Raw genomic sequence first — 17,604 nt, 5'->3', positions numbered from 1 at the left:
GCAAATGAGACCGGTCGCACGCGAAGAAATCGTGGCGGCGGCGAGAGGCTGGATCGGTACGCCCTACCGCCATCAGGCCTGTTTGTGCGGTATCGGCGCCGACTGTCTCGGCCTCGTGCGCGGTGTGTGGGGCGATCTCTATGGCGAGGAGGCGGAGATGCCGCCCGCCTATACGCCCGACTGGGCGGAGGCGGCGGGGCGCGAGACACTGGTGGAGGCCGCACGTCGGCATCTTTGCGAGATCGAGATTGCGGCAGCGCGTGCCGGCGACGTGCTCCTCTTCCGTTGGCGAAGGGGGCTGCCGGCAAAGCATGCCGCGATCCTTACCGGCGGGATGACGATGATCCACGCCCATGAAGGGGCGGCGGTGGCCGAGGTTGCACTCGTGCCCGCCTGGCGGCGGCGCATCGCCTATGCCTTCGCCTTTCCGGGCCGCGACGATGTGGATTGGGAGGACGGCTGATGGCGACGCTTCTCTTGAGCGCTGCGGGCGCGAGCCTCGGCGGCATTTTCGGCGGGGTGGGAGCGATCGCCGGACGCGCGCTCGGTGCGCTTGCGGGCTATGCGATCGACCGGAGCGTATTTTCCACCGAGCGCAAGGCGGAGGGCGCGCGGCTTTCCGATCTTACGGTGCAGGGATCGACGGAGGGCGCGCCGATCCCGCGCGTCTATGGGCGCGTGCGGCTTGCAGGCCAGGTGATCTGGGCGACGGATTTTGAGGAAGTCGCGACGACGGAGACGCAAAGGACCGGCGGCAAGGGCGGCGGCGGCAGCCGCGTGACGACGACCACCTACAGCTATTTCGCCAATTTTGCCGTGGCGCTTTGCGCGGGCGAGGTGGCGCATATCGGCCGCATCTGGGCGGACGGGACGCCGCTCGATCCCTCGCTCGTCACCCTGCGGATTTATAAGGGCGGCGAGGACCAGATGCCCGATCCGCTGATTGCCGCGCATGAGGGGGACGCGCCCGCCTATCGCGGCACCGCCTATGTCGTCTTCGAACGCCTGGCGTTGGCGGAATTCGGCAACCGCATTCCGCAGCTTTCCTTTGAGATTTTGCGCCCCGTCGGCAGCATCGAGAAGGACATCCGCGCCGTCTGCATGATCCCGGGGGCGGGCGAATTCGTCTATGATACGGCGGTCCGGCTGCGCGAGGGCGATCCCGGCACCTATGCGACGGCGAACGCCCATGCCCAGCGCGAACAGGCGGATTTCGAAACCTCGCTCGACGAGCTCATGGATCTCTGCCCGCGGCTTGAATGGGTGACGCTGGTGGTCGGCTGGTTCGGCAACGACCTGCGCGCGCCGGCCTGCCTGATCCAGCCGATGGTCGATAACGCGCAGAAGAGGGTGAGCGACGGCGACTGGTCGGTGGCGGGGCTTTCCCGCGGCGAGGCGGAGGTCGTCTCCTATATCGACGGACGGGCGGCCTATGGCGGCACGCCGAGCGACGAGACCGTCATCCGGGCGATCCGCGAATTGACCGCGCGCGGCCTGAAGGTGGCGCTTCTGCCCTTCATCCTGATGGATGTCGCGGCGGGCAATGCGCTTCCCGATCCGCGCAGCGGCGAGACGGGCCAGCCGCCCTATCCCTGGCGCGGGCGCATCACGCTGTCGGTGGCGCCGGGGCGCGCCGGCTCGCCCGACAAGAGTGCGACGGCAGCAGGCGAGATCGCGGCGTTTCTGGGCGGGGCGTCGCTCAGCCAGTTTTCGGTGGGCGCTGGGGGCGCCGGGGGCGTCTCCTATTCGGGCCCGGCGGAATGGCGCTATCGCCGCTTCATCCTGCACAATGCGCATCTGGCGAAGGCGGCGGGCGGTGTCGACGCGTTTCTGGTCGGCTCCGAGATGGTGGCGCTGAGCCAGATCCGCGGGCAAGCGAACCGCTATCCCTTCGTCGAAGCGCTGCGCGTCCTTCTGGGCGAATGCCGGCAGGTTCTGGGGGCGGCGACAAAGATCTCCTATGCGGCGGACTGGTCGGAATATTTCGGCCACCAGCCGGCGGACGGGACGGGCGATGTTTTCTTCCATCTCGATCCGTTCTGGGCGGAGGCCGATTTCGTTGGCATCGATGTCTACTGGCCGCTCGCCGACTGGCGCGACGAACCGGGCCATGCCGACGAGGCAGAGGGGAGGTCGATCTACCGCTGCGATTACCTGCGCAAGAACCTCGCCGCCGGCGAAGGCTTCGACTGGTATTACGCTTCCGACGAGGACCGCAGAGCGCAGCGGCGCAGCCCGATCACCGACGGGGCGGCGGGGAAGCCCTGGGTGTTCCGCTTCAAGGATATCGAGAGCTGGTGGGAGAACCGGCATTACGACCGGCCCGGCGGCGTGGAACAGGTGACGCCGACGGCTTGGCTGCCGTCGTCGAAACCGATCTGGTTCACCGAATTCGGCTGTCCGGCCGTCGATAAGGGCGCGAACCAGCCGAACGTTTTTTACGATCCAAAATCCTCAGAAGGCGCGTTGCCGCATTTTTCCGCGGGCGAGCGCGATGATCTGATCCAGCGGCGCACGATCGAGGCGCTTCTGTCCGCCTATGACCCGAGCCACACCGATTATGCGGGGATGAACCGGGATGGGCCGAACGGTCCGATGGTCGATCCGGCGCATCTCACACTCTGGACCTGGGATGCGCGGCCCTATCCCTGGTTTCCCGCGCTCGAGGATGTCTGGGGCGATGCGCCGAACTGGCGGTTCGGACACTGGCTCAACGGACGGCTCGGCGCCATGGACCTTGCCCGTCTGATCGAGGCGGTGCTGTCGGATCACGGTTTCGATGCGGCGGAAGTCGCCGATGTGCATGGGCTCGTCGAAGGTTTCGTCGTCAGCGAGCGGTCGTCGGCGCGCGCGACGCTCGAACCGCTTTTGTCCGCCTATGGTGTCGATGCGGCGGATGCCGGCACGACAATCCGCTTTCGCGGGCGCGCGCGGCCGCTCGATGTGAGCCTGTCGGACACGCGGCTCGTCGATGCGGCCGATGCGCCGCTGACGACGCGGCGGCGGGCGCAGGAGACGGAGCTTGCCGCGGAAGTGGCACTGCGCACGCTGTCTCCCGACAACGATTACCGCATGGCGGCGGCGCATTCGCGCCGGCTCGCCGGGGGAAGCCGGCGCGTCCTGACGCTCGATCTGCCGATCGTGGCGCGCGATGCGGAGGCCGAAGCGCTCGCCGAGGCGATGCTCGCCGATCTGTGGCGGGGGCGTGAGGAGATTTCCTTCGCGCTCCCGCCGAGTTTTTCCGCGCTCGATGCGGGCGATGCGGTGCGGCTCACCCTGGAGGGGAGGTCCGACACGTTTCTGGTGACGCGGATTGCCGATGGCGAGGCACGTGAGGTGGAGGCACGGCGGGTGACGTTGCGGCGGAAGGCGATGGTGCCGGCCACGCCGACCCCGCCGGGGGTCGTGACGCCGCCGGCCTATGGTCCGCCGCTCGTCCATGTGATGGAGCTGCCGGCGCCGGCCGATGGCGAAAAGGCGCATCAGCCGCGGCTGGCGGCCTTCGCCGAGCCATGGCCCGGCACGCTCGCCGTCTATCAGGGAGAGGCGGGGGGCGGTTTTTCCTTTCTCTCGACGATTGCGACCCGTGCCACCTGCGGCCGGCTGGTGACGGCTCTGAGGCCCGGCCCGCTCGGCCGCTTCGACCGTGCCAATGTGCCGGAGGTGACGCTCTATGGCGGGGCGCTCGCCTCGCTGCCGGAGATCGATGTGCTGGCGGGCGGCAATCTCGCGGCGGTCAAAGCCGATGATGGCAGCTGGGAAATTTTGCAATTCACCACGGCCGAGCTGATCGGGACCCGCCGCTATCGTCTCGCCCGGCTGTTGCGCGGGCAGGGCGGCAGCGAGACCGCGATGGCGGCGGGTGCGAGCGCCGGCAATGCTTTCGTGCTGTTGAACGACGCCGTTTCCGTCCTGCCGATGGGGCTCGATGCGATCGGGCGGGACAAGCGCCTGCGCATCGGGCCGATCGCCGAAAGCCATGCGGCGGCGAGTTTCGTGGAGATCGCCGTCACGCCCGAGGGGCGGGGGCTGAAGCCGGCGAGCCCGGTGCATCTGCGGGCAAGGCGCGTTTCCGCGACGGGCGATGTGGCGCTGTCCTGGATCCGGCGCACGCGCTTTGGCGGCGACAGCTGGGCGCTCGCCGACGTGCCGCTCAACGAGACACGAGAAGCCTATCGTCTGGAGATTTTGGACGGCGGTGCCGTGCGGCGCGGGGTGGAAACGGCAGGTCCGGGCTTTGCCTATGCCGCCGCCGCGCAGCTCGCCGATTTCGGCGCTTTGCCGGAGGTGCTGACCGTGCGTGTCGCACAGCTCTCGGAGACGATCGGGCCGGGCTTTGCGGCCGAGGCGACGCTTCGCCTCTGACTGGCGGCGGCACCGAGACAAGGCTTTTCAAATACAGAGAGGGAGAGCGGCATGATCGCCGTCAACAACCTGCGCGTGATCGCGGGCGCGAGAGCGCGCGCCGGCATTCTGGAAGGCGTGGCCGAGGGGCTTGCCCGGCACGGAGCCGCTTTCGGGCTCGACCGGCCGGAGATGCTCGCCGCGTTTCTGGCGCAGATCGGCCATGAGAGCGGGCGCTTTCGCTATCTGGAAGAGATCTGGGGGCCGACGGCGGCGCAGCGGCGCTACGACACGCGCACCGATCTCGGCAACACGCCGGAGGCGGACGGCGACGGCTATCGCTACCGCGGCCGCGGGCTCATCCAGGTGACGGGACGGGCGAATGTGGTGGCCTTTGCGGCCTGGGCGAAAGAGCGTGTTGCCGATGCGCCGGATTTTTTAGCCGAGCCGAACCGCCTGGCGGCCTTTCCATGGGCCTTCGTGTCGGCGCTCTGGTACTGGGAGAGCCGCGATCTCGGCCGGCTTGCCGCGGTCGGCGATCTGATCGGCCTGACGCGGGCGATCAATGGCGGGACGAACGGCCTCGCCGACCGGCGGCGGCTTTATGTGCGCGCCGCGCTCGTGCTCCTCGGCCAGGAGCTGACGAAGGGGGCGGTGAAACGCTTTCAGGCCGCCCGCGGCCTCACCCCCGACGACATCGCCGGCGCGAAGACGCTTCACGAGCTGCATGCCGCGCTCTCGGAACTGCCGGCGCTGAAGGCGGGCGCCGCGATGCGCCCCGCGCCTGAGGCGGGCCACGCTGTGCCGGCCTGGGGCCTGATCTTTCTCACGCTTTGCGTCCTGGCCGCTCTCGCAGCGGCCATTTTTCTGTCTGGAGGAAAAATCTCATGACCACCGTCACTCAGCCGACGCTCCTGCCGACCAACAAGCTGACCGCGGCGACGTTTGCCGCCTCGCTCGCCAATCTCGCCCAGCTTCTCGTGGCGCGGCATTTTCCCGAATTCGCCGATCCGGAGATCTGGGCCCCGCTCGCCCCGGCGCTGGCGCTGCTCGTCGGTTATTTCGTGAAGGACCGGGCGAATGTGTGAGGGGATGCGGAGACTCTCGAATGTTTGCATCCGGGAGCTGCACACAATCAACTTGAAATAGGCAGTCGCCCCGTCCACACTCGTGTGGACTTCCACAGTGGTGTGGCGGGCGATATGTTCCGATGAACTCTGCTGAACTCCGCAAGCTCTTGAAAGACCATGGCTGCAAGTTCGAGACTCACAGAGGCGGCAGCGGGCATCAGACTGTTCGGCGGGGCAACCGCAAGGCGGTCATTCCGATCCATGGCTCGAGCAAGGAACTCGGAAAGGGCCTCGTTGCCCGTATTCTCAAGGATCTCGGGATAAAGTGACGTGTCCATGTACTACGAAATCGCCATCGAAATGGACGAAGCTGAAGACGGGACTTTGAGCTGGCTCGTCTCGGTGCCTGAATTCCCCGAGATCACGACTTTCGGTGAGACGAAGGAAGAAGCCTGCCAGAGTGGTTTGAAGGCCATCGAGGAGGCGATCGCCGCGCGCATTGCAGATGGAGAGGCGATTCCTGCGCCGCATCACGAACCGAGCAGACATGGTTATTCTGTGCAGTTACCGGCGCTGATCTTTCTCAAGGCGCTGCTGTATATGCTCTCCAAATCCAAGGGCGTGACCCGTGCGGAGCTTTCAAGAAGGCTCGGCTGGCACCGTGAGCAGGTGGACCGACTGTTTCGTCTGGATCACAAATCACAGCTCGACCAGCTCGAGGCGGCTTTCGAGGCGATCGGCGTACCACTTGCCTTCGATATCTCATTTCCAGAGGCCGCATAGGGCTGGATCTTTCCAGAAACTCTCCTCCCCATTCAGCCCGCATTCAGCCGCTCGTGTTATGAGACAGGCATGATGATGTTGCGCTCCTTCCTGTCGGTCTTCGCCCTTCTCCTGTCGCTTCTGGTGGCCGGGGAGGCGGCTGCTGCCTGTCTTGGCCCCGGCGAGGCGCGCCAGGTGGTGGCGTCCGGCCAGGCCGTGCCGCTGTCGCAGGCGCTCCGGCGCGCCGGAATTTCCGGCGAGGTCGTCGACGTCAAATTGTGCGAGGCGGGCGGCGGCTATGTCTATCAGGCCTCCGTGCTCGGTCCGGACGGAAGGCTCCAGCGCGTCAACATTCCGGCGCGTTAGGCAAAGAGATAGATTTCCGAAGACGAATCGCGGCCGGCGGAGCGTGGCCGACGAACACGGCCCTGGAGAATACGGGCCGGCGAATACGAGACCGCGAAAAAGGCCGGGTAAGAGGCCGGTCAAAAGGGATCCCGATCGCGGGTGATAAATCCCGAGCAGAGACGAAAGGCGAAGGCTCTCATGCGCATTTTGGTCGTGGAGGACGACGAGAATCTGAACCGTCAGATGGTGAGCGCGCTCACCGAGCAGGGTTATGCGGTCGATGCCGCGCTCGACGGTGAGGACGGCCATTTTCTCGGCGAGACGGAGCCCTACGACGCCGTGATTCTCGATCTCGGCCTGCCGCAGATGGATGGGCTGTCGGTTCTGGAAGCCTGGCGCCGCGAGGGGCGCACCATGCCCGTCCTCATCCTGACGGCGCGCGACCGCTGGTCCGACAAGGTGCAGGGGATCGACGCCGGCGCCGACGATTATGTCGCCAAGCCCTTCCATATGGAGGAGGTTCTGGCGCGCGTGCGCGCGCTCGTGCGACGCGCCGCCGGCCATGCCTCGAACGACCTCACCGCCGGGCCCGTGCGCCTCGATTTGAGGGCGAGCCGCGTGACGGTCGACGGCAACCCGGTGAAGCTCACCTCGCACGAATACAAGGTGCTCGAATATTTGATGCACCATCGCGGCAAGACGATCTCGCGCACGGAGCTGACGGAGCATCTTTACGATCAGGATTTCGACCGTGATTCCAACACGATCGAAGTTTTCGTCGGGCGTCTCAGAAAGAAGCTCGGCATCGATCTGATCGAGACGGTGCGCGGGCTCGGCTACCGCATCGATCCGCCGGGGGGCGAGACCGACGGCGCCGATGCTTGAGCGGCTGCATCCGAGAAGCTGGGGGCTCAGGCGCAGCACGTCCGAGGGGCGGGCCAAAGGGCAGGGCTCGCTCAGCCTGCGGCTCGCCATCATCGCGGCGGCCGGTACGACGGTCGCGCTGCTTCTCGCCGCCATTCTCTTCATTTCGCTTTTCCGCGACAGCCTGCAGCGCAGTTTCGATTTCCGCCTGGTGGCACTGCACAAGGCGCTCGTCGGCGCCGTCGTCGCCTCGGGCGAGGGGCCGAGCGAAACGCAGGTGGCGCTCGGCGAGCCGCGCTTTTCCCTGCCGCAATCGGGCTGGTACTGGCAGATCCGCGACATGGAGACCGGCGCGGTTCTGACAGCCTCGCCGTCGCTCTTCGGCGATCATCTCGCCGTCGACGATCTGCCCGACCCGGACGGGCGGCCGCGCCGCCTTTCTTTCGAGGGGCCCGGGGGACGCGGCCTCAGAGCCGTGGAACGCCAGATCACCAAGCCGGACGGCAAGCGCCTTGCGGTGCTGGTGGCCGGCGATGCCCGCGGCGTGGCGCGCGATATTTCCAGATTCACCACCATCGTGGCGATCACGCTCGGCATCTTCGGACTGCTTCTCGCGATCGGCGCGGCCGTCCTGATTCGCTTCGGGCTTCGACCCTTGCGCGATGTGCGCGCCGCCTTGCAGGAGGTCCGACGCGGCGAACGCGTCAGCCTCGGCGGCCAGTGGCCCGACGAAATCGCCCCGCTTGCCGAAGATCTCGATGCGCTCATCCTTTCCAATCGCGAGATCGTGGAACGGGCCCGCCGCCATGTCGGCAACCTTGCGCATGCGCTGAAGACCCCGCTCGCCATTCTGCAGAACGAGGCGGAGGCGGGCGAGGGCGAGCTTGCCGAGCGCGTCGGCCGTCAGGTGGAGGTGATGCGCGGCCAGATCGGCCATCATCTCGACCGGGCCCGCATCGCCGCGCAGACGAACGTCATCGGCGCCATGACGCCGGTGGCGCCCGTGGTGGAGGCCCTGGCGCGCGTCATGCAGAAGGTGCATGGCCGCGACCGTCCGCTCGAGATCAGCGTGCATTGTCCGGCAACGCTCATCTTCCGGGGCGAGAAGCAGGATCTCGAAGAGATGGTCGGAAACCTCCTCGACAATGCCTGCAAATGGGCGCGCTCTGAGGTGACGCTCTCGTGCCTGCCCGCCGGCGACGGCAATGCGCGGCGCGCGCGGCTCATCATCACCGATGACGGGCCGGGGCTCGCGCCGGACGAGCGCAAGAAGGTTCTGGCCCGCGGCATGCGGCTCGACGAGACGAAGCCGGGCTCCGGTCTCGGCCTGTCGATCGTGGACGAACTCGCCCGCATCTATGGCGGCGCTTTGACCTTGGAGGCGGCGCCCGAAGGAGGCCTGAAGGCCGTGCTCGACCTGCCGGTGGCGGAAAAGAACGGATAGGCCGTCGGAACGTCTGCTCCTTGAAAGGTGAAGAGGCCTCCGACCGCAATTTTGCCATCCTGCTCTGGAACCGGTTCGCTCGATCTGCCATGGATTGGCCGAGGGGTTTTTTCGAGAGGATTGTTCAATGAGACTTGCAGTGACGAGTGCCGCGATCGGTGCTCTGTTTCTCACCGCTTGCCAGACCGAGCCCGGGGGAATGGGGCAGCGCGAGGGCATCGGCACCCTCGGCGGTGCCGTGGTCGGTGGCGTTCTCGGCAACCAGATCGGCCATGGTTCGGGTCGTGTCGCGGCAACCGCGATCGGCGCACTCGCCGGCGGCCTGATCGGCAACCGCGTCGGCGCGAATATGGACCAGCAGGCCCGTCAGCAGGCGCTTGCGGCCGAATACCAGGCGCTCGAATACGGTGCGCCGGGCCGTCCGGTTCAGTGGCAGGCGAGCTCTGGCAATTACCGCGGCGAAATCGTTCCGGGACAGACCTACCAGATCAATTCCGTCGATTGCCGCGACTATGCGCACACGATCTATATCGAAGGCTCGCCGCAGGTGGCCCGCGGCACGGCCTGCCGTCAGCCGGACGGCACCTGGCGTCCGGTGAGCTGAGCTCGGTAGCGTTCTTTGTGATCCCAGGCCGCGGTGTTGTGCCGCGGCCTGAAAAAGTGACCTGCCGCGAGGTTCTTGGGCATCCTATCTAGACGAAAGCGTGTTCGTCGCATTGTGACCCGGGCTTTGGACGGGTACATCTAGCCCAAGTTAAGAGCTTGAGATCTCATGCTTCTCTGGTTGGCGATTGCAATCTTCACGGTCATCGCTGTTCTGGCCGTCGTTGTTCCTCTCCTGCGGGAGGGAAAACCCGTCGATTCGCGCGAAAACTATGATGCGGCAGTTTACCGCCGACAGCTCGACGAGCTCGAGCGCGATCGCGAGGCTGGCCGGATCGGGCCTGAAGAGGCCGAAGCGGCGAGGGCCGAGATCGGCCGCCGTCTGATCGCTGCGGATCGCCGCGAGGCGGCGCGCACGGCCACCGCCGGTGGCGGCTTCCGGCGCGCGGCGACGGCTGCCGTCGCACTCGTCGGCATCCCGCTCCTCGGCCTCGGGCTTTATCTCGCGCAGGGCTCTCCGGGCCTGCCCGACGAGCCCTTGCAGGCGCGTCTCGGCGATGCGCCGGACAGCAAGAACATTTCGCTTCTCGTCGGACGCGTGGAAGACCATCTGGCGCGCAATCCCGACGATGCGCGTGGCTGGGAGGTGCTGGCGCCCGTCTATTCGCGTCTCGGCCGCCCGGTCGACGCCGCGCGCGCCTATCGCAACGTGATCCGCCTCGGCGGCTCCACGCCAGCGCGGCAGACGGCGCTCGGCGAAGCGCTCGTCATGGCCTCCGGCGGTATCGTCACCGACGAAGCGCGCAAAGCTTTTGAAGCCTCCGCCGAATCGGGTGCCGAGCTCGACAGCGATACGGCCAAGGCCCGTTTCTATCTGGCTCTCGCCATGGAGCAGGAAGGCGACAACGAGGGCGCCACGACCGCCTTGCACGCGCTTCTCGACGACGCACCCGTCGATGCCGCCTGGCGGCCGGCGATCGAAGAAACGGTGGCGCGCATCGAGCGGGCGGAGAAGGACACGGCAGCAGCGCTTTTCGCCAAGCCGAACAAGCCGGCGCTCGGGCCTTTGCGCGAGAACGCGCCGAGCGCGCGGGCCGGCGCGGATGCGCCGCCTGCTGCGACGCCCGCGCGTGGGCCGAGCCAGGAGGAAATGGATGCCGCCGGCGCCATGGCTCCTGAAGATCGCATGGCAATGATCGAGGGGATGGTCGACAATCTGGCCGATCGTCTCGAGAAGAAGCCCGACGATGCGGATGGCTGGCTGCAGCTCGTCCGCTCCTACGCCGTGCTCGGACGGCGCGAAGATGCCGCCGAGGCCGCACGCACGGCCCTTGCGTCGGTCTCCGACAGGGAGAAGCGGCGTGAAATCGCTCAGCTCGCCCAGGACCTGCGTCTCCCGGGCATGGAGGAGATGACGCAATGACCCGCAAACAACGCCGTTTGTCGCTCATTGCCGGAGCCGGATTGGTGCTTGCGAGCGCCGTCGGCCTGGTGGCCTATGCACTCAACGACCAGATCGTCTTCTTCTACGCGCCGAGCGAACTCGCCGAAAAGAACATCGCCCCGGGTTCGCGCATCCGGCTCGGCGGCCTTGTCGCCGAAGGGTCGGTGAAGCGTGAGAAGGACGGCGAAGTCTTCTTCTCCATCACCGATACGGCGCAGGTCGTGCCGGTCATGTATCGCGGCATCCTGCCGGATCTGTTCCGCGAAGGGCAGGGCGTCGTGGCCGAAGGCCGGATGGAGCCCGACGGCAGCTTCCATGCCGACAGCGTGCTCGCCAAGCATGATGAGAATTACATGCCGCGCGAGGTCGCCGATTCCCTGAAATCGCAGGGCCTGTGGAAGCATAACCAAGAGACAGCGACGCAGTGATGTCTTCGATGTCTGGCTTTTCGATCGCTGAACTCGGCCATTACGCGCTCGTTCTGGCGTTGGCGCTGTCGCTCATTCAGTCGACGGTGCCTCTGTGGGGCGCTTCGGCGCGCGACAACCGGCTGATGCGGGTGGGGACCGTCTCGACCCTCGTCGGCTTTCTGTATGTGGCCTTCGCCTTCGGCGCGCTCACCGTCGCCTATGTGAATTCCGATTTCTCCGTGGCGAATGTCTGGGAGAACTCGCATTCGGCGAAGCCGCTTCTGTTCAAGATTTCCGGCGTGTGGGGCAATCACGAAGGCTCCATGATGCTGTGGGTCCTGATCCTGTCGCTCTTCGGAGCGCTGGTGGCGGCCTTCGGCGGCAATCTGCCGGTGACGTTGAAGGCGCGCGTGCTCGCCGTGCAGGGCTGGGTCGCGACGGCGTTTCTGCTCTTCATCCTGACCACTTCGAACCCGTTCCTGCGCTTGACGCCGGCGCCGGGCGAGGGGCGCGATCTCAACCCGATCCTGCAGGATGTCGGCCTCGCCATTCATCCGCCGCTTCTCTATCTCGGCTATGTCGGCTTCTCGATCGTCTTTTCGTTTGCCGCCGCTGCGCTCATCGAAGGCCGCGTCGATGCCGCCTGGGCGCGCTGGGTCAGGCCCTGGACGCTGATGGCCTGGATCTTCCTGACGCTCGGCATCGCCATGGGCTCCTACTGGGCCTATTACGAGCTCGGCTGGGGCGGCTGGTGGTTCTGGGATCCCGTCGAGAACGCCTCCTTCATGCCGTGGTTGGCGGGAACCGCTCTTCTGCATTCCGCGATCGTCATGGAGAAGCGGGGCGCCCTCAAGATCTGGACGATCCTTCTGGCGATCCTCACCTTCTCGCTGTCGCTGCTCGGCACGTTTCTGGTGCGCTCCGGCGTGCTCACCTCGGTGCACGCCTTCGCGACGGACCCGACGCGCGGCGTCTTCATCCTGGCAATCCTGGTGCTCTTCATCGGCGGGTCGCTGGCGCTTTTCGCCTGGCGGGCGCCAGAGCTGAAACAGGGCGGCCTGTTCGCGCCGATCAGCCGTGAGGGCGCGCTTCTCTACAACAATCTCTTCCTGGTGGCGGCAACGGCGACGGTCTTCGCCGGCACGCTCTATCCGCTCGTTCTGGAAGCGCTCACCAAGGACAAGATTTCGGTGGGGGCGCCGTTCTACAACATCACCTTCGCGCCTTTGATGGTGCCGGTGCTTCTGGCCGTTCCCTTCGGGCCGATGCTCGCCTGGAAGCGCGGCGATCTCGCTGCGGCCGCACAACGCCTGCTTTTCGCCATGGTGCTGGCCGTCGTGGCGTTCGTGGCGACCTTGATCATCGAGGGCGTGCAGCATCCGCTTGCGCCCGTCGGAATCGGTCTCGGCATCTGGCTGATCGCCGGCGCCGCCAACGAGATCATCGATCGCTCCGGCATCGGGCGCATGCCGCTGAAGACCTCCTGGGCGCGCTTTACGGGCATGCCGCGGACGGCCTTTGCGACGGCGCTCGCCCATGCCGGCCTCGGCGTGACGGTGATCGGCATCGTCGCCACGACGACCTATCAGACCGAGACGATCGTCTCCGTGAAGCCCGGCGAATCTCTGGAAACCGGCGGCTACACGCTGACCTATCAGGATTACGTGCCGCATACGGAGAACAATTACCGCGAGGAGCTCTACCGCTTCGTCGTGTCCCGCAACGGTGAGGCTCTTCTCGCCATGGCGCCGGCGAAACGCTTCTATTCCACGCGTCAGATGTCGACCACGGAAGCGGCGATCAAGACCTTCTGGTTCTCGCAGCTTTACGTGTCGATCGGCGATCAGCACGATGACGGCTCGCTCACCGTGCGCGCCTACTACAAGCCGCTCGTCACCTTCATCTGGCTGGGTGCGGTTTTGATGGCGATCGGCGGGACGGTGTCCCTCTCTGACCGGCGCTTCCGCATCGGTGTCGCCAAACCCGCACGCGCCAAGCGTCTGCAGGAGGCAAAGGCGTGAAACGCTTCTTGATCGCGCTTGCTCTTACGGCGCTGCTTCTTCCCGCAGGAGGAGCGCTGCAAAGGGGCGGCGGCTTCGACCTCGTCTCGCAGGCCTGGGCGGTCGAGCCCGACGAGATGCTGAAGGATCCGAAGCTGGAGGCGCGCGCGCGCGACCTTTCCGAACATCTGCGCTGCCTCGTCTGCCAGAACGAATCGATCGACGATTCCAACGCCGACCTCGCCAAGGATCTGCGCCTTCTCGTGCGCGAGCGCATCAAGGCCGGCGACACCGACGAAGAGGTGAAGAAGTTCCTGGTCGACCGCTACGGCGAGTTCGTGCTGCTGCGACCCGTGCTCGACTGGAAGAATCTGATTCTGTGGGCGGCGCCGGTGATCGTGCTTCTGATCGGCGGCATCGCGCTCTTCATCCGCTTCCGCGGAACGGGCGTCCTATCGGAATCGAAGCTCTCCGCCTCCGAGGAGCGAGCGCTCGCCGATATTTTGAAGAAGTACTAGAGCCACTGCACCTCCATCGTCTGGAAAGCGCCTGAGGTTCTTGTGGGCGGACTTTGCTCCGCGGCAAGTGTGGCCCGCGGGTCGCAGGGCGCTTTGAAAGCTTCCGGCCAGCCGCAGCAGTTGCAACAAGGACGCCCGCTGCCTTGCCGGGAGATCGCGGATCGATCAGAACTGCGATCGATTCCCGTGTTTCGCCATCTGCAATGGGCCTCCATGACCAAGCCCTGCCTCAGTCTCGTCATCCCGATGCACAACGAGGAAGAGTGCCTGGACGGACTCTTTCGACGTCTTGAATCCGTGTTGGGCGAGCTTGGCATCTCCTACGAAATCGTCTGCGTCGACGACGGCAGCCGCGACCGGACGCTGGCGGCCCTGATCGAGCGGCAGAAACACGCGCCCTATCTGCGGGTGATCGACCTCTCGCGCAATTTCGGCAAGGAGGCGGCGCTGACCGCCGGCCTCGACGCCTCGCGGGGCGATTGCGTGATTCCGATCGATGCCGATCTGCAGGACCCGCCGGAGCTCATCGGCCGCATGCTGGAGAAGTGGCGAGAGGGCTACGAGGTCGTCAACGCCGTGCGCTCCGAGCGCCAGACCGATACGCCGATGAAGAGGTGGACGGCGGGCCTGTTCTACTGGTCGGCGAACAAGCTCTCGGAAATCGAGATCCCGCCGAATGTCGGCGATTTCCGGCTCATGGACCGCAAAGTGGTCGATGCCATCTGCGCGCTACCGGAGCGAAGCCGCTTCAACAAGGGGCTGTTCGCCTGGGTCGGTTTCCGGCAGACCAGCATCGAGTATTCCCGCGAGGCGCGCTTTGCCGGTGAGACCAAGTGGAAATACTGGCGGCTGTGGAATTTTGCCCTCGACGGCATCACCTCCTTCAGCTCGGTGCCATTGCGCATCTGGAGCTATCTGGGCGGAGCGATCGCGGGACTTGCGATCGTCTATGCCATCATCGTCGTCGTGCGCACGATGCTCTTCGGCCGTGACGTGCCGGGCTATCCGTCCCTGATCGTCGCCATCATGTTCTTCAACGGCCTCACCATGCTGAGCCTCGGCGCGATCGGCGAATATCTCTCCCGCATCTTCATCGAGGCGAAGCAGCGCCCGCTCTACATCGTCCGCAAGATCTACGAGCCGGATGCTGAGTTCGACGAGGCGCCCGAAGAGGCGACGCGGCAGGGCGAGGTCGGGGCGTGACGTCTCGGATTCGCGTCCCGGCGGCGCTTTTTCTTCTGCTCTGCATTCTGTCGGTGGGCGTCGCCTTTGCCTGGGCCAAGTCGCTTTACTCGTTCCAGTTCGGCGATCAGGCGCTGTTTCACAATTTCGCACGCTGGATCAACCACGGCGAAATCTACATTCGCGACTTCATCCATTTTCGCACGCCGGGCACTTACTATTATCTGGCGCTGGGGCAGCGGCTTTTCGGCGAGACGTTTCGTGCGACCTCGTTTGCGATCCTGCTGGGACCCTATCTGTTTCAGATCGCGGCGAGTTTCGCTTTGGCTCTGGCCGCGACGCGCGCCCTTCTCGGGCGCGCCTCCTTCGCGATCGCTGTTTTCGTCGCCGCAACCTTCCTCTTCCTGACGCCGATCTTTCAACTGCGCACGGCCATGCCGGCACTGGCGCTTGCCGCCTATCTCATGACGATGGGTGGGGACAGGCCGCGCGCGGATCGGGCTTGGAGCCTCGCCGCCGGCGTCCTTCTCGGCCTCAGCTATTGGGTCGGCCAGGAAGTCTTCATTCTTCTCGCCTGGGTGATTTTCTGGGTCGAGCTCGCCGCGCGCAAGGAGCCCTTTGGAGAACGGGTACGGCGCCTTGTGTGGATCGCCGGCAGCAGTTTTGTCGTCGTGGCGGGAGGCATTGGAGCGCTGGTGCTGCAGGGCATGCCGGTCGGCGAATATCTCTATTACACGTCGATCTACGCGCTCTTCATCCAGCCCGCCGGGATGGACCTGCCGTTCCCGCCCTTCGCGATCGAGAATTTCGTCTATTACGTCTTCTTCCTCGAGATCGCGCTGATCGGAGCTCTGTTCGTTTTAAGCGGCGTCTTCGCCGAGCCCGCCGCAATCGCGTTCTCGAGCTACGCGATCCTGCGGTTGGTCTCCGCCCTCGGGCGTTCCGATTATCTCCATCTCGTCTTTTCGATCTCCGAACTCGTCGTTCTGACGCCGATCGCCATCGCCATGATCTGGGCGAGGCGGGGGGAGGTGGCTCGCGCGATCGATCGGCGCGCGCCGCGGCGCCTGATCGAGGCTCTCCTCGTCGCGCTTGCGATCCTCATTCTCTTCGCTGCCGCGATCTCGACCTCCTCCCTGGTGCTGCTTCTGGCGCCGCCGCTTTTGTGTCTCGGCGCGCGGATGCAAGGTTCGCCCGCGAATGAACCGGGAGGCGCATCCTCGGGCCTGACGAACCTCGTCGCCGGGGTGCTCGGATTGGGCGCGATGGTTGCGGTCTTCTATCCGAATTCGACGGCGGCGTTTCGCTTCGGTACCGACGCGCTCTTTTACTCCGTGCCGTCGCGTCCCCTCATCGGCGGCGTTCAATTTGGTCCGGACCAGGACCAGGAGCTGAAGGGGGTCGAGGCCTTCTTCGAGGAGCATCGCCCTCAGCGCATTTTCAGCTACCCGATCCGGCCGATCTATTATGCCTTCGCGCCCGAGCACGCGACGCGGCTCACCTATCTCGAGCCGCAGACGACGGAAGCGGAAGTCGCCGGCCTGATCAGCGATCTCGAGATCGCGCCCGCCGATGTGATCGTGCAGGATGTCGGCCAGATGCTGCGGGCGAGGCCCGTGCTTTATCCGCTCGCCGATTATATCGCCTCCAATTACCGCACCGCGCATGTCAACCGAGAGGGCAGGCTTCTGGAGCTGCGGCTGCCGCGCGATGAGATGCGCCCAACGATGCGTCTGATGGACCGCTATCGTCAGCTCGCCGGAGAGAACGGTGGCCGGGTCGGATTTCGGGCGATCGATGGCGCCGGGAACCGTGCCGGGGCCGGCGGTGGTGACAATGAAGCGAGATTGGTTCTGGAGGCCAAGGGGCGGATTTCTCATCGCCTGGCGGTCGCCGACGACTGGGTCTTCACGACCGCGCTCCTGGAATGTGCAGACTGCGCCCGTGAGGCGGACGTGGAACTCATGCGCGGCGAGAAGGTGACGCGCATGCGCCTGAGCGCGGGCGCGGCGGCCGACACGATCCCCATGCCCGCGGGAACGGGGCCGGTGACGGTGATCTTTCAGCCGAACGCCGACGGCAAAAGAGCCGCCTGGATCGATCCTCGCTTCGAAGGGCCGGTGAAGTGACGGCGGGGAGGGGCGCGTGAAGCGGCTGCAACCGCGCCTCGATGCGCTCGTCGCGCGTCTGCCGCTGACGGCCGTGCAGTATCTGAAGTTCGGCATCGTAGGCGGCCTGGCAACGGCCTTTCACAGCGTCCTCTTCGTCCTCTTCATCGAGGTGTTCGGTGCCGAGCCGATGCTCGCCAATACGCTCGCCTTCGCCTGTGCCGTGGTCGTCTCATACCTCGGCAATTACCGCTGGACCTTCGGCGCGACCCGACGGAGCTGGGCGAGTTTTGTCAAATTCGCCGTCGTCAGCCTGATCGGCTTTGCGCTCAACAGTCTGGCGATCTTCATCATCGTCGAGGCGATGGCGCTGTCCTATCTCTGGGTGCTGCCGTTCATGGTCGGGGTCGTGCCGATCGTGGTCTTTGCGCTCAACCGCGGCTGGACTTTTGGTGAGGCGCGGCGCGTCGGCTGAAGGGCAACGCGGCCCGGATAATGCGGGCGCGC

At 65.8% G+C, this 17,604-nt stretch carries 17 protein-coding genes; all 17 read left to right on the top strand.

The annotated features are described in order from the left end of the window. Nucleotides 1-4 precede the first annotated feature (4 nt). The 17 genes from NYQ83_RS05695 to NYQ83_RS05615 all read left to right on the top strand — a co-directional run bounded on the left by NYQ83_RS05695 (nt 5) and on the right by NYQ83_RS05615 (nt 17,572). Nucleotides 5-463 carry an NlpC/P60 family protein gene (locus NYQ83_RS05695; RefSeq protein WP_261213182.1) on the top strand — a complete coding sequence of 153 codons (459 nt, stop codon included), beginning with the start codon at nt 5-7 and terminating at the stop codon, nt 461-463. Beyond that, nucleotides 463-4,365: a glycoside hydrolase/phage tail family protein gene (locus NYQ83_RS05690; RefSeq protein ID WP_261213180.1), complete on the top strand. Its 3,903-nt coding sequence runs from the start codon at nt 463-465 to the stop codon at nt 4,363-4,365. The genes NYQ83_RS05695 and NYQ83_RS05690 overlap by 1 nt, the downstream gene beginning before the upstream one ends. A 51-nt stretch (nt 4,366-4,416) precedes the next feature. After that, on the top strand, nt 4,417-5,235 hold the full coding sequence (locus NYQ83_RS05685) for a peptidoglycan-binding protein (RefSeq protein WP_261213179.1): 819 nt from the start codon (nt 4,417-4,419) through the stop codon (nt 5,233-5,235). Further along, complete coding sequence (locus NYQ83_RS05680; RefSeq protein WP_261213177.1) at nt 5,232-5,432, top strand: hypothetical protein; 201 nt, start codon at nt 5,232-5,234, stop codon at nt 5,430-5,432. The genes NYQ83_RS05685 and NYQ83_RS05680 overlap by 4 nt, the downstream gene beginning before the upstream one ends. Nucleotides 5,433-5,554: 122 nt before the next feature. Beyond that, on the top strand, nt 5,555-5,743 hold the full coding sequence (locus tag NYQ83_RS05675) for a type II toxin-antitoxin system HicA family toxin (RefSeq protein WP_261213175.1): 189 nt from the start codon (nt 5,555-5,557) through the stop codon (nt 5,741-5,743). 7 nt (nt 5,744-5,750) lie between these two features. Beyond that, nucleotides 5,751-6,197 (top strand): type II toxin-antitoxin system HicB family antitoxin, encoded by a 447-nt coding sequence (locus NYQ83_RS05670; protein ID WP_261213174.1) that lies wholly within the window; start codon nt 5,751-5,753, stop codon nt 6,195-6,197. A gap of 69 nt (nt 6,198-6,266) precedes the next feature. Then, complete coding sequence (locus tag NYQ83_RS05665; RefSeq protein ID WP_261213173.1) at nt 6,267-6,542, top strand: PepSY domain-containing protein; 276 nt, start codon at nt 6,267-6,269, stop codon at nt 6,540-6,542. A 180-nt stretch (nt 6,543-6,722) separates the two neighbouring features. Next, nucleotides 6,723-7,409, top strand: coding sequence for a response regulator transcription factor (locus NYQ83_RS05660; protein WP_128292609.1), 687 nt, complete (start codon nt 6,723-6,725; stop codon nt 7,407-7,409). Then, the gene (locus tag NYQ83_RS05655) at nt 7,402-8,832 is read left to right on the top strand and encodes an ATP-binding protein (protein ID WP_261213170.1); all 1,431 of its coding nucleotides are present in this window, start codon (nt 7,402-7,404) and stop codon (nt 8,830-8,832) included. The genes NYQ83_RS05660 and NYQ83_RS05655 overlap by 8 nt, the downstream gene beginning before the upstream one ends. Before the next feature lie 127 nt (nt 8,833-8,959). Beyond that, nucleotides 8,960-9,436, top strand: coding sequence for a glycine zipper 2TM domain-containing protein (locus NYQ83_RS05650; protein WP_205649907.1), 477 nt, complete (start codon nt 8,960-8,962; stop codon nt 9,434-9,436). Between the two features lie 168 nt (nt 9,437-9,604). Beyond that, nucleotides 9,605-10,858 (top strand): c-type cytochrome biogenesis protein CcmI, encoded by a 1,254-nt coding sequence (gene ccmI, locus NYQ83_RS05645; RefSeq protein WP_261213168.1) that lies wholly within the window; start codon nt 9,605-9,607, stop codon nt 10,856-10,858. Continuing rightward, the gene (ccmE, locus tag NYQ83_RS05640; RefSeq protein WP_128292612.1) at nt 10,855-11,307 is read left to right on the top strand and encodes a cytochrome c maturation protein CcmE; all 453 of its coding nucleotides are present in this window, start codon (nt 10,855-10,857) and stop codon (nt 11,305-11,307) included. Before ccmI ends, ccmE begins: the two co-directional genes overlap by 4 nt. Further along, nucleotides 11,307-13,310, top strand: a complete 2,004-nt coding sequence (locus tag NYQ83_RS05635; RefSeq protein WP_261213164.1) for a heme lyase CcmF/NrfE family subunit — start codon at nt 11,307-11,309, stop codon at nt 13,308-13,310. Before ccmE ends, NYQ83_RS05635 begins: the two co-directional genes overlap by 1 nt. A 56-nt stretch (nt 13,311-13,366) precedes the next feature. After that, nucleotides 13,367-13,807: a cytochrome c-type biogenesis protein gene (locus NYQ83_RS05630; protein WP_246008529.1), complete on the top strand. Its 441-nt coding sequence runs from the start codon at nt 13,367-13,369 to the stop codon at nt 13,805-13,807. A gap of 213 nt (nt 13,808-14,020) precedes the next feature. Then, on the top strand, nt 14,021-15,010 hold the full coding sequence (locus NYQ83_RS05625; protein WP_261213162.1) for a glycosyltransferase family 2 protein: 990 nt from the start codon (nt 14,021-14,023) through the stop codon (nt 15,008-15,010). Then, on the top strand, nt 15,007-17,118 hold the full coding sequence (locus NYQ83_RS05620; protein ID WP_261213161.1) for a hypothetical protein: 2,112 nt from the start codon (nt 15,007-15,009) through the stop codon (nt 17,116-17,118). Before NYQ83_RS05625 ends, NYQ83_RS05620 begins: the two co-directional genes overlap by 4 nt. A 16-nt stretch (nt 17,119-17,134) precedes the next feature. Further along, a complete protein-coding gene (locus NYQ83_RS05615; RefSeq protein ID WP_261213159.1) occupies nt 17,135-17,572 on the top strand; it encodes a GtrA family protein in 438 nt (145 codons plus the stop codon). The last annotated feature ends 32 nt before the right edge of the window (nt 17,573-17,604 follow it).

Origin of the sequence: Afifella sp. JA880 (assembly GCF_025379905.1) — a bacterium.
GTDB classification, from domain to species: Bacteria; Pseudomonadota; Alphaproteobacteria; order Rhizobiales; family Afifellaceae; genus Afifella; species Afifella aestuarii.
The sequence above is the reverse complement of the archived record's forward strand: the minus strand, read 5'-3'. Positions and strand labels throughout refer to the sequence as shown.

Coding starts and splice junctions, on each gene's coding strand:
- NYQ83_RS05695 (WP_261213182.1), top strand. CDS start 5: ATGAGACCGGTCGCACGCGAAGAAATCGTGGCGGCGGCGAGAGGCTGG.
- NYQ83_RS05690 (WP_261213180.1), top strand. CDS start 463: ATGGCGACGCTTCTCTTGAGCGCTGCGGGCGCGAGCCTCGGCGGCATT.
- NYQ83_RS05685 (WP_261213179.1), top strand. CDS start 4,417: ATGATCGCCGTCAACAACCTGCGCGTGATCGCGGGCGCGAGAGCGCGC.
- NYQ83_RS05680 (WP_261213177.1), top strand. CDS start 5,232: ATGACCACCGTCACTCAGCCGACGCTCCTGCCGACCAACAAGCTGACC.
- NYQ83_RS05675 (WP_261213175.1), top strand. CDS start 5,555: ATGAACTCTGCTGAACTCCGCAAGCTCTTGAAAGACCATGGCTGCAAG.
- NYQ83_RS05670 (WP_261213174.1), top strand. CDS start 5,751: ATGTACTACGAAATCGCCATCGAAATGGACGAAGCTGAAGACGGGACT.
- NYQ83_RS05665 (WP_261213173.1), top strand. CDS start 6,267: ATGATGATGTTGCGCTCCTTCCTGTCGGTCTTCGCCCTTCTCCTGTCG.
- NYQ83_RS05660 (WP_128292609.1), top strand. CDS start 6,723: ATGCGCATTTTGGTCGTGGAGGACGACGAGAATCTGAACCGTCAGATG.
- NYQ83_RS05655 (WP_261213170.1), top strand. CDS start 7,402: ATGCTTGAGCGGCTGCATCCGAGAAGCTGGGGGCTCAGGCGCAGCACG.
- NYQ83_RS05650 (WP_205649907.1), top strand. CDS start 8,960: ATGAGACTTGCAGTGACGAGTGCCGCGATCGGTGCTCTGTTTCTCACC.
- ccmI (WP_261213168.1), top strand. CDS start 9,605: ATGCTTCTCTGGTTGGCGATTGCAATCTTCACGGTCATCGCTGTTCTG.
- ccmE (WP_128292612.1), top strand. CDS start 10,855: ATGACCCGCAAACAACGCCGTTTGTCGCTCATTGCCGGAGCCGGATTG.
- NYQ83_RS05635 (WP_261213164.1), top strand. CDS start 11,307: ATGTCTTCGATGTCTGGCTTTTCGATCGCTGAACTCGGCCATTACGCG.
- NYQ83_RS05625 (WP_261213162.1), top strand. CDS start 14,021: ATGACCAAGCCCTGCCTCAGTCTCGTCATCCCGATGCACAACGAGGAA.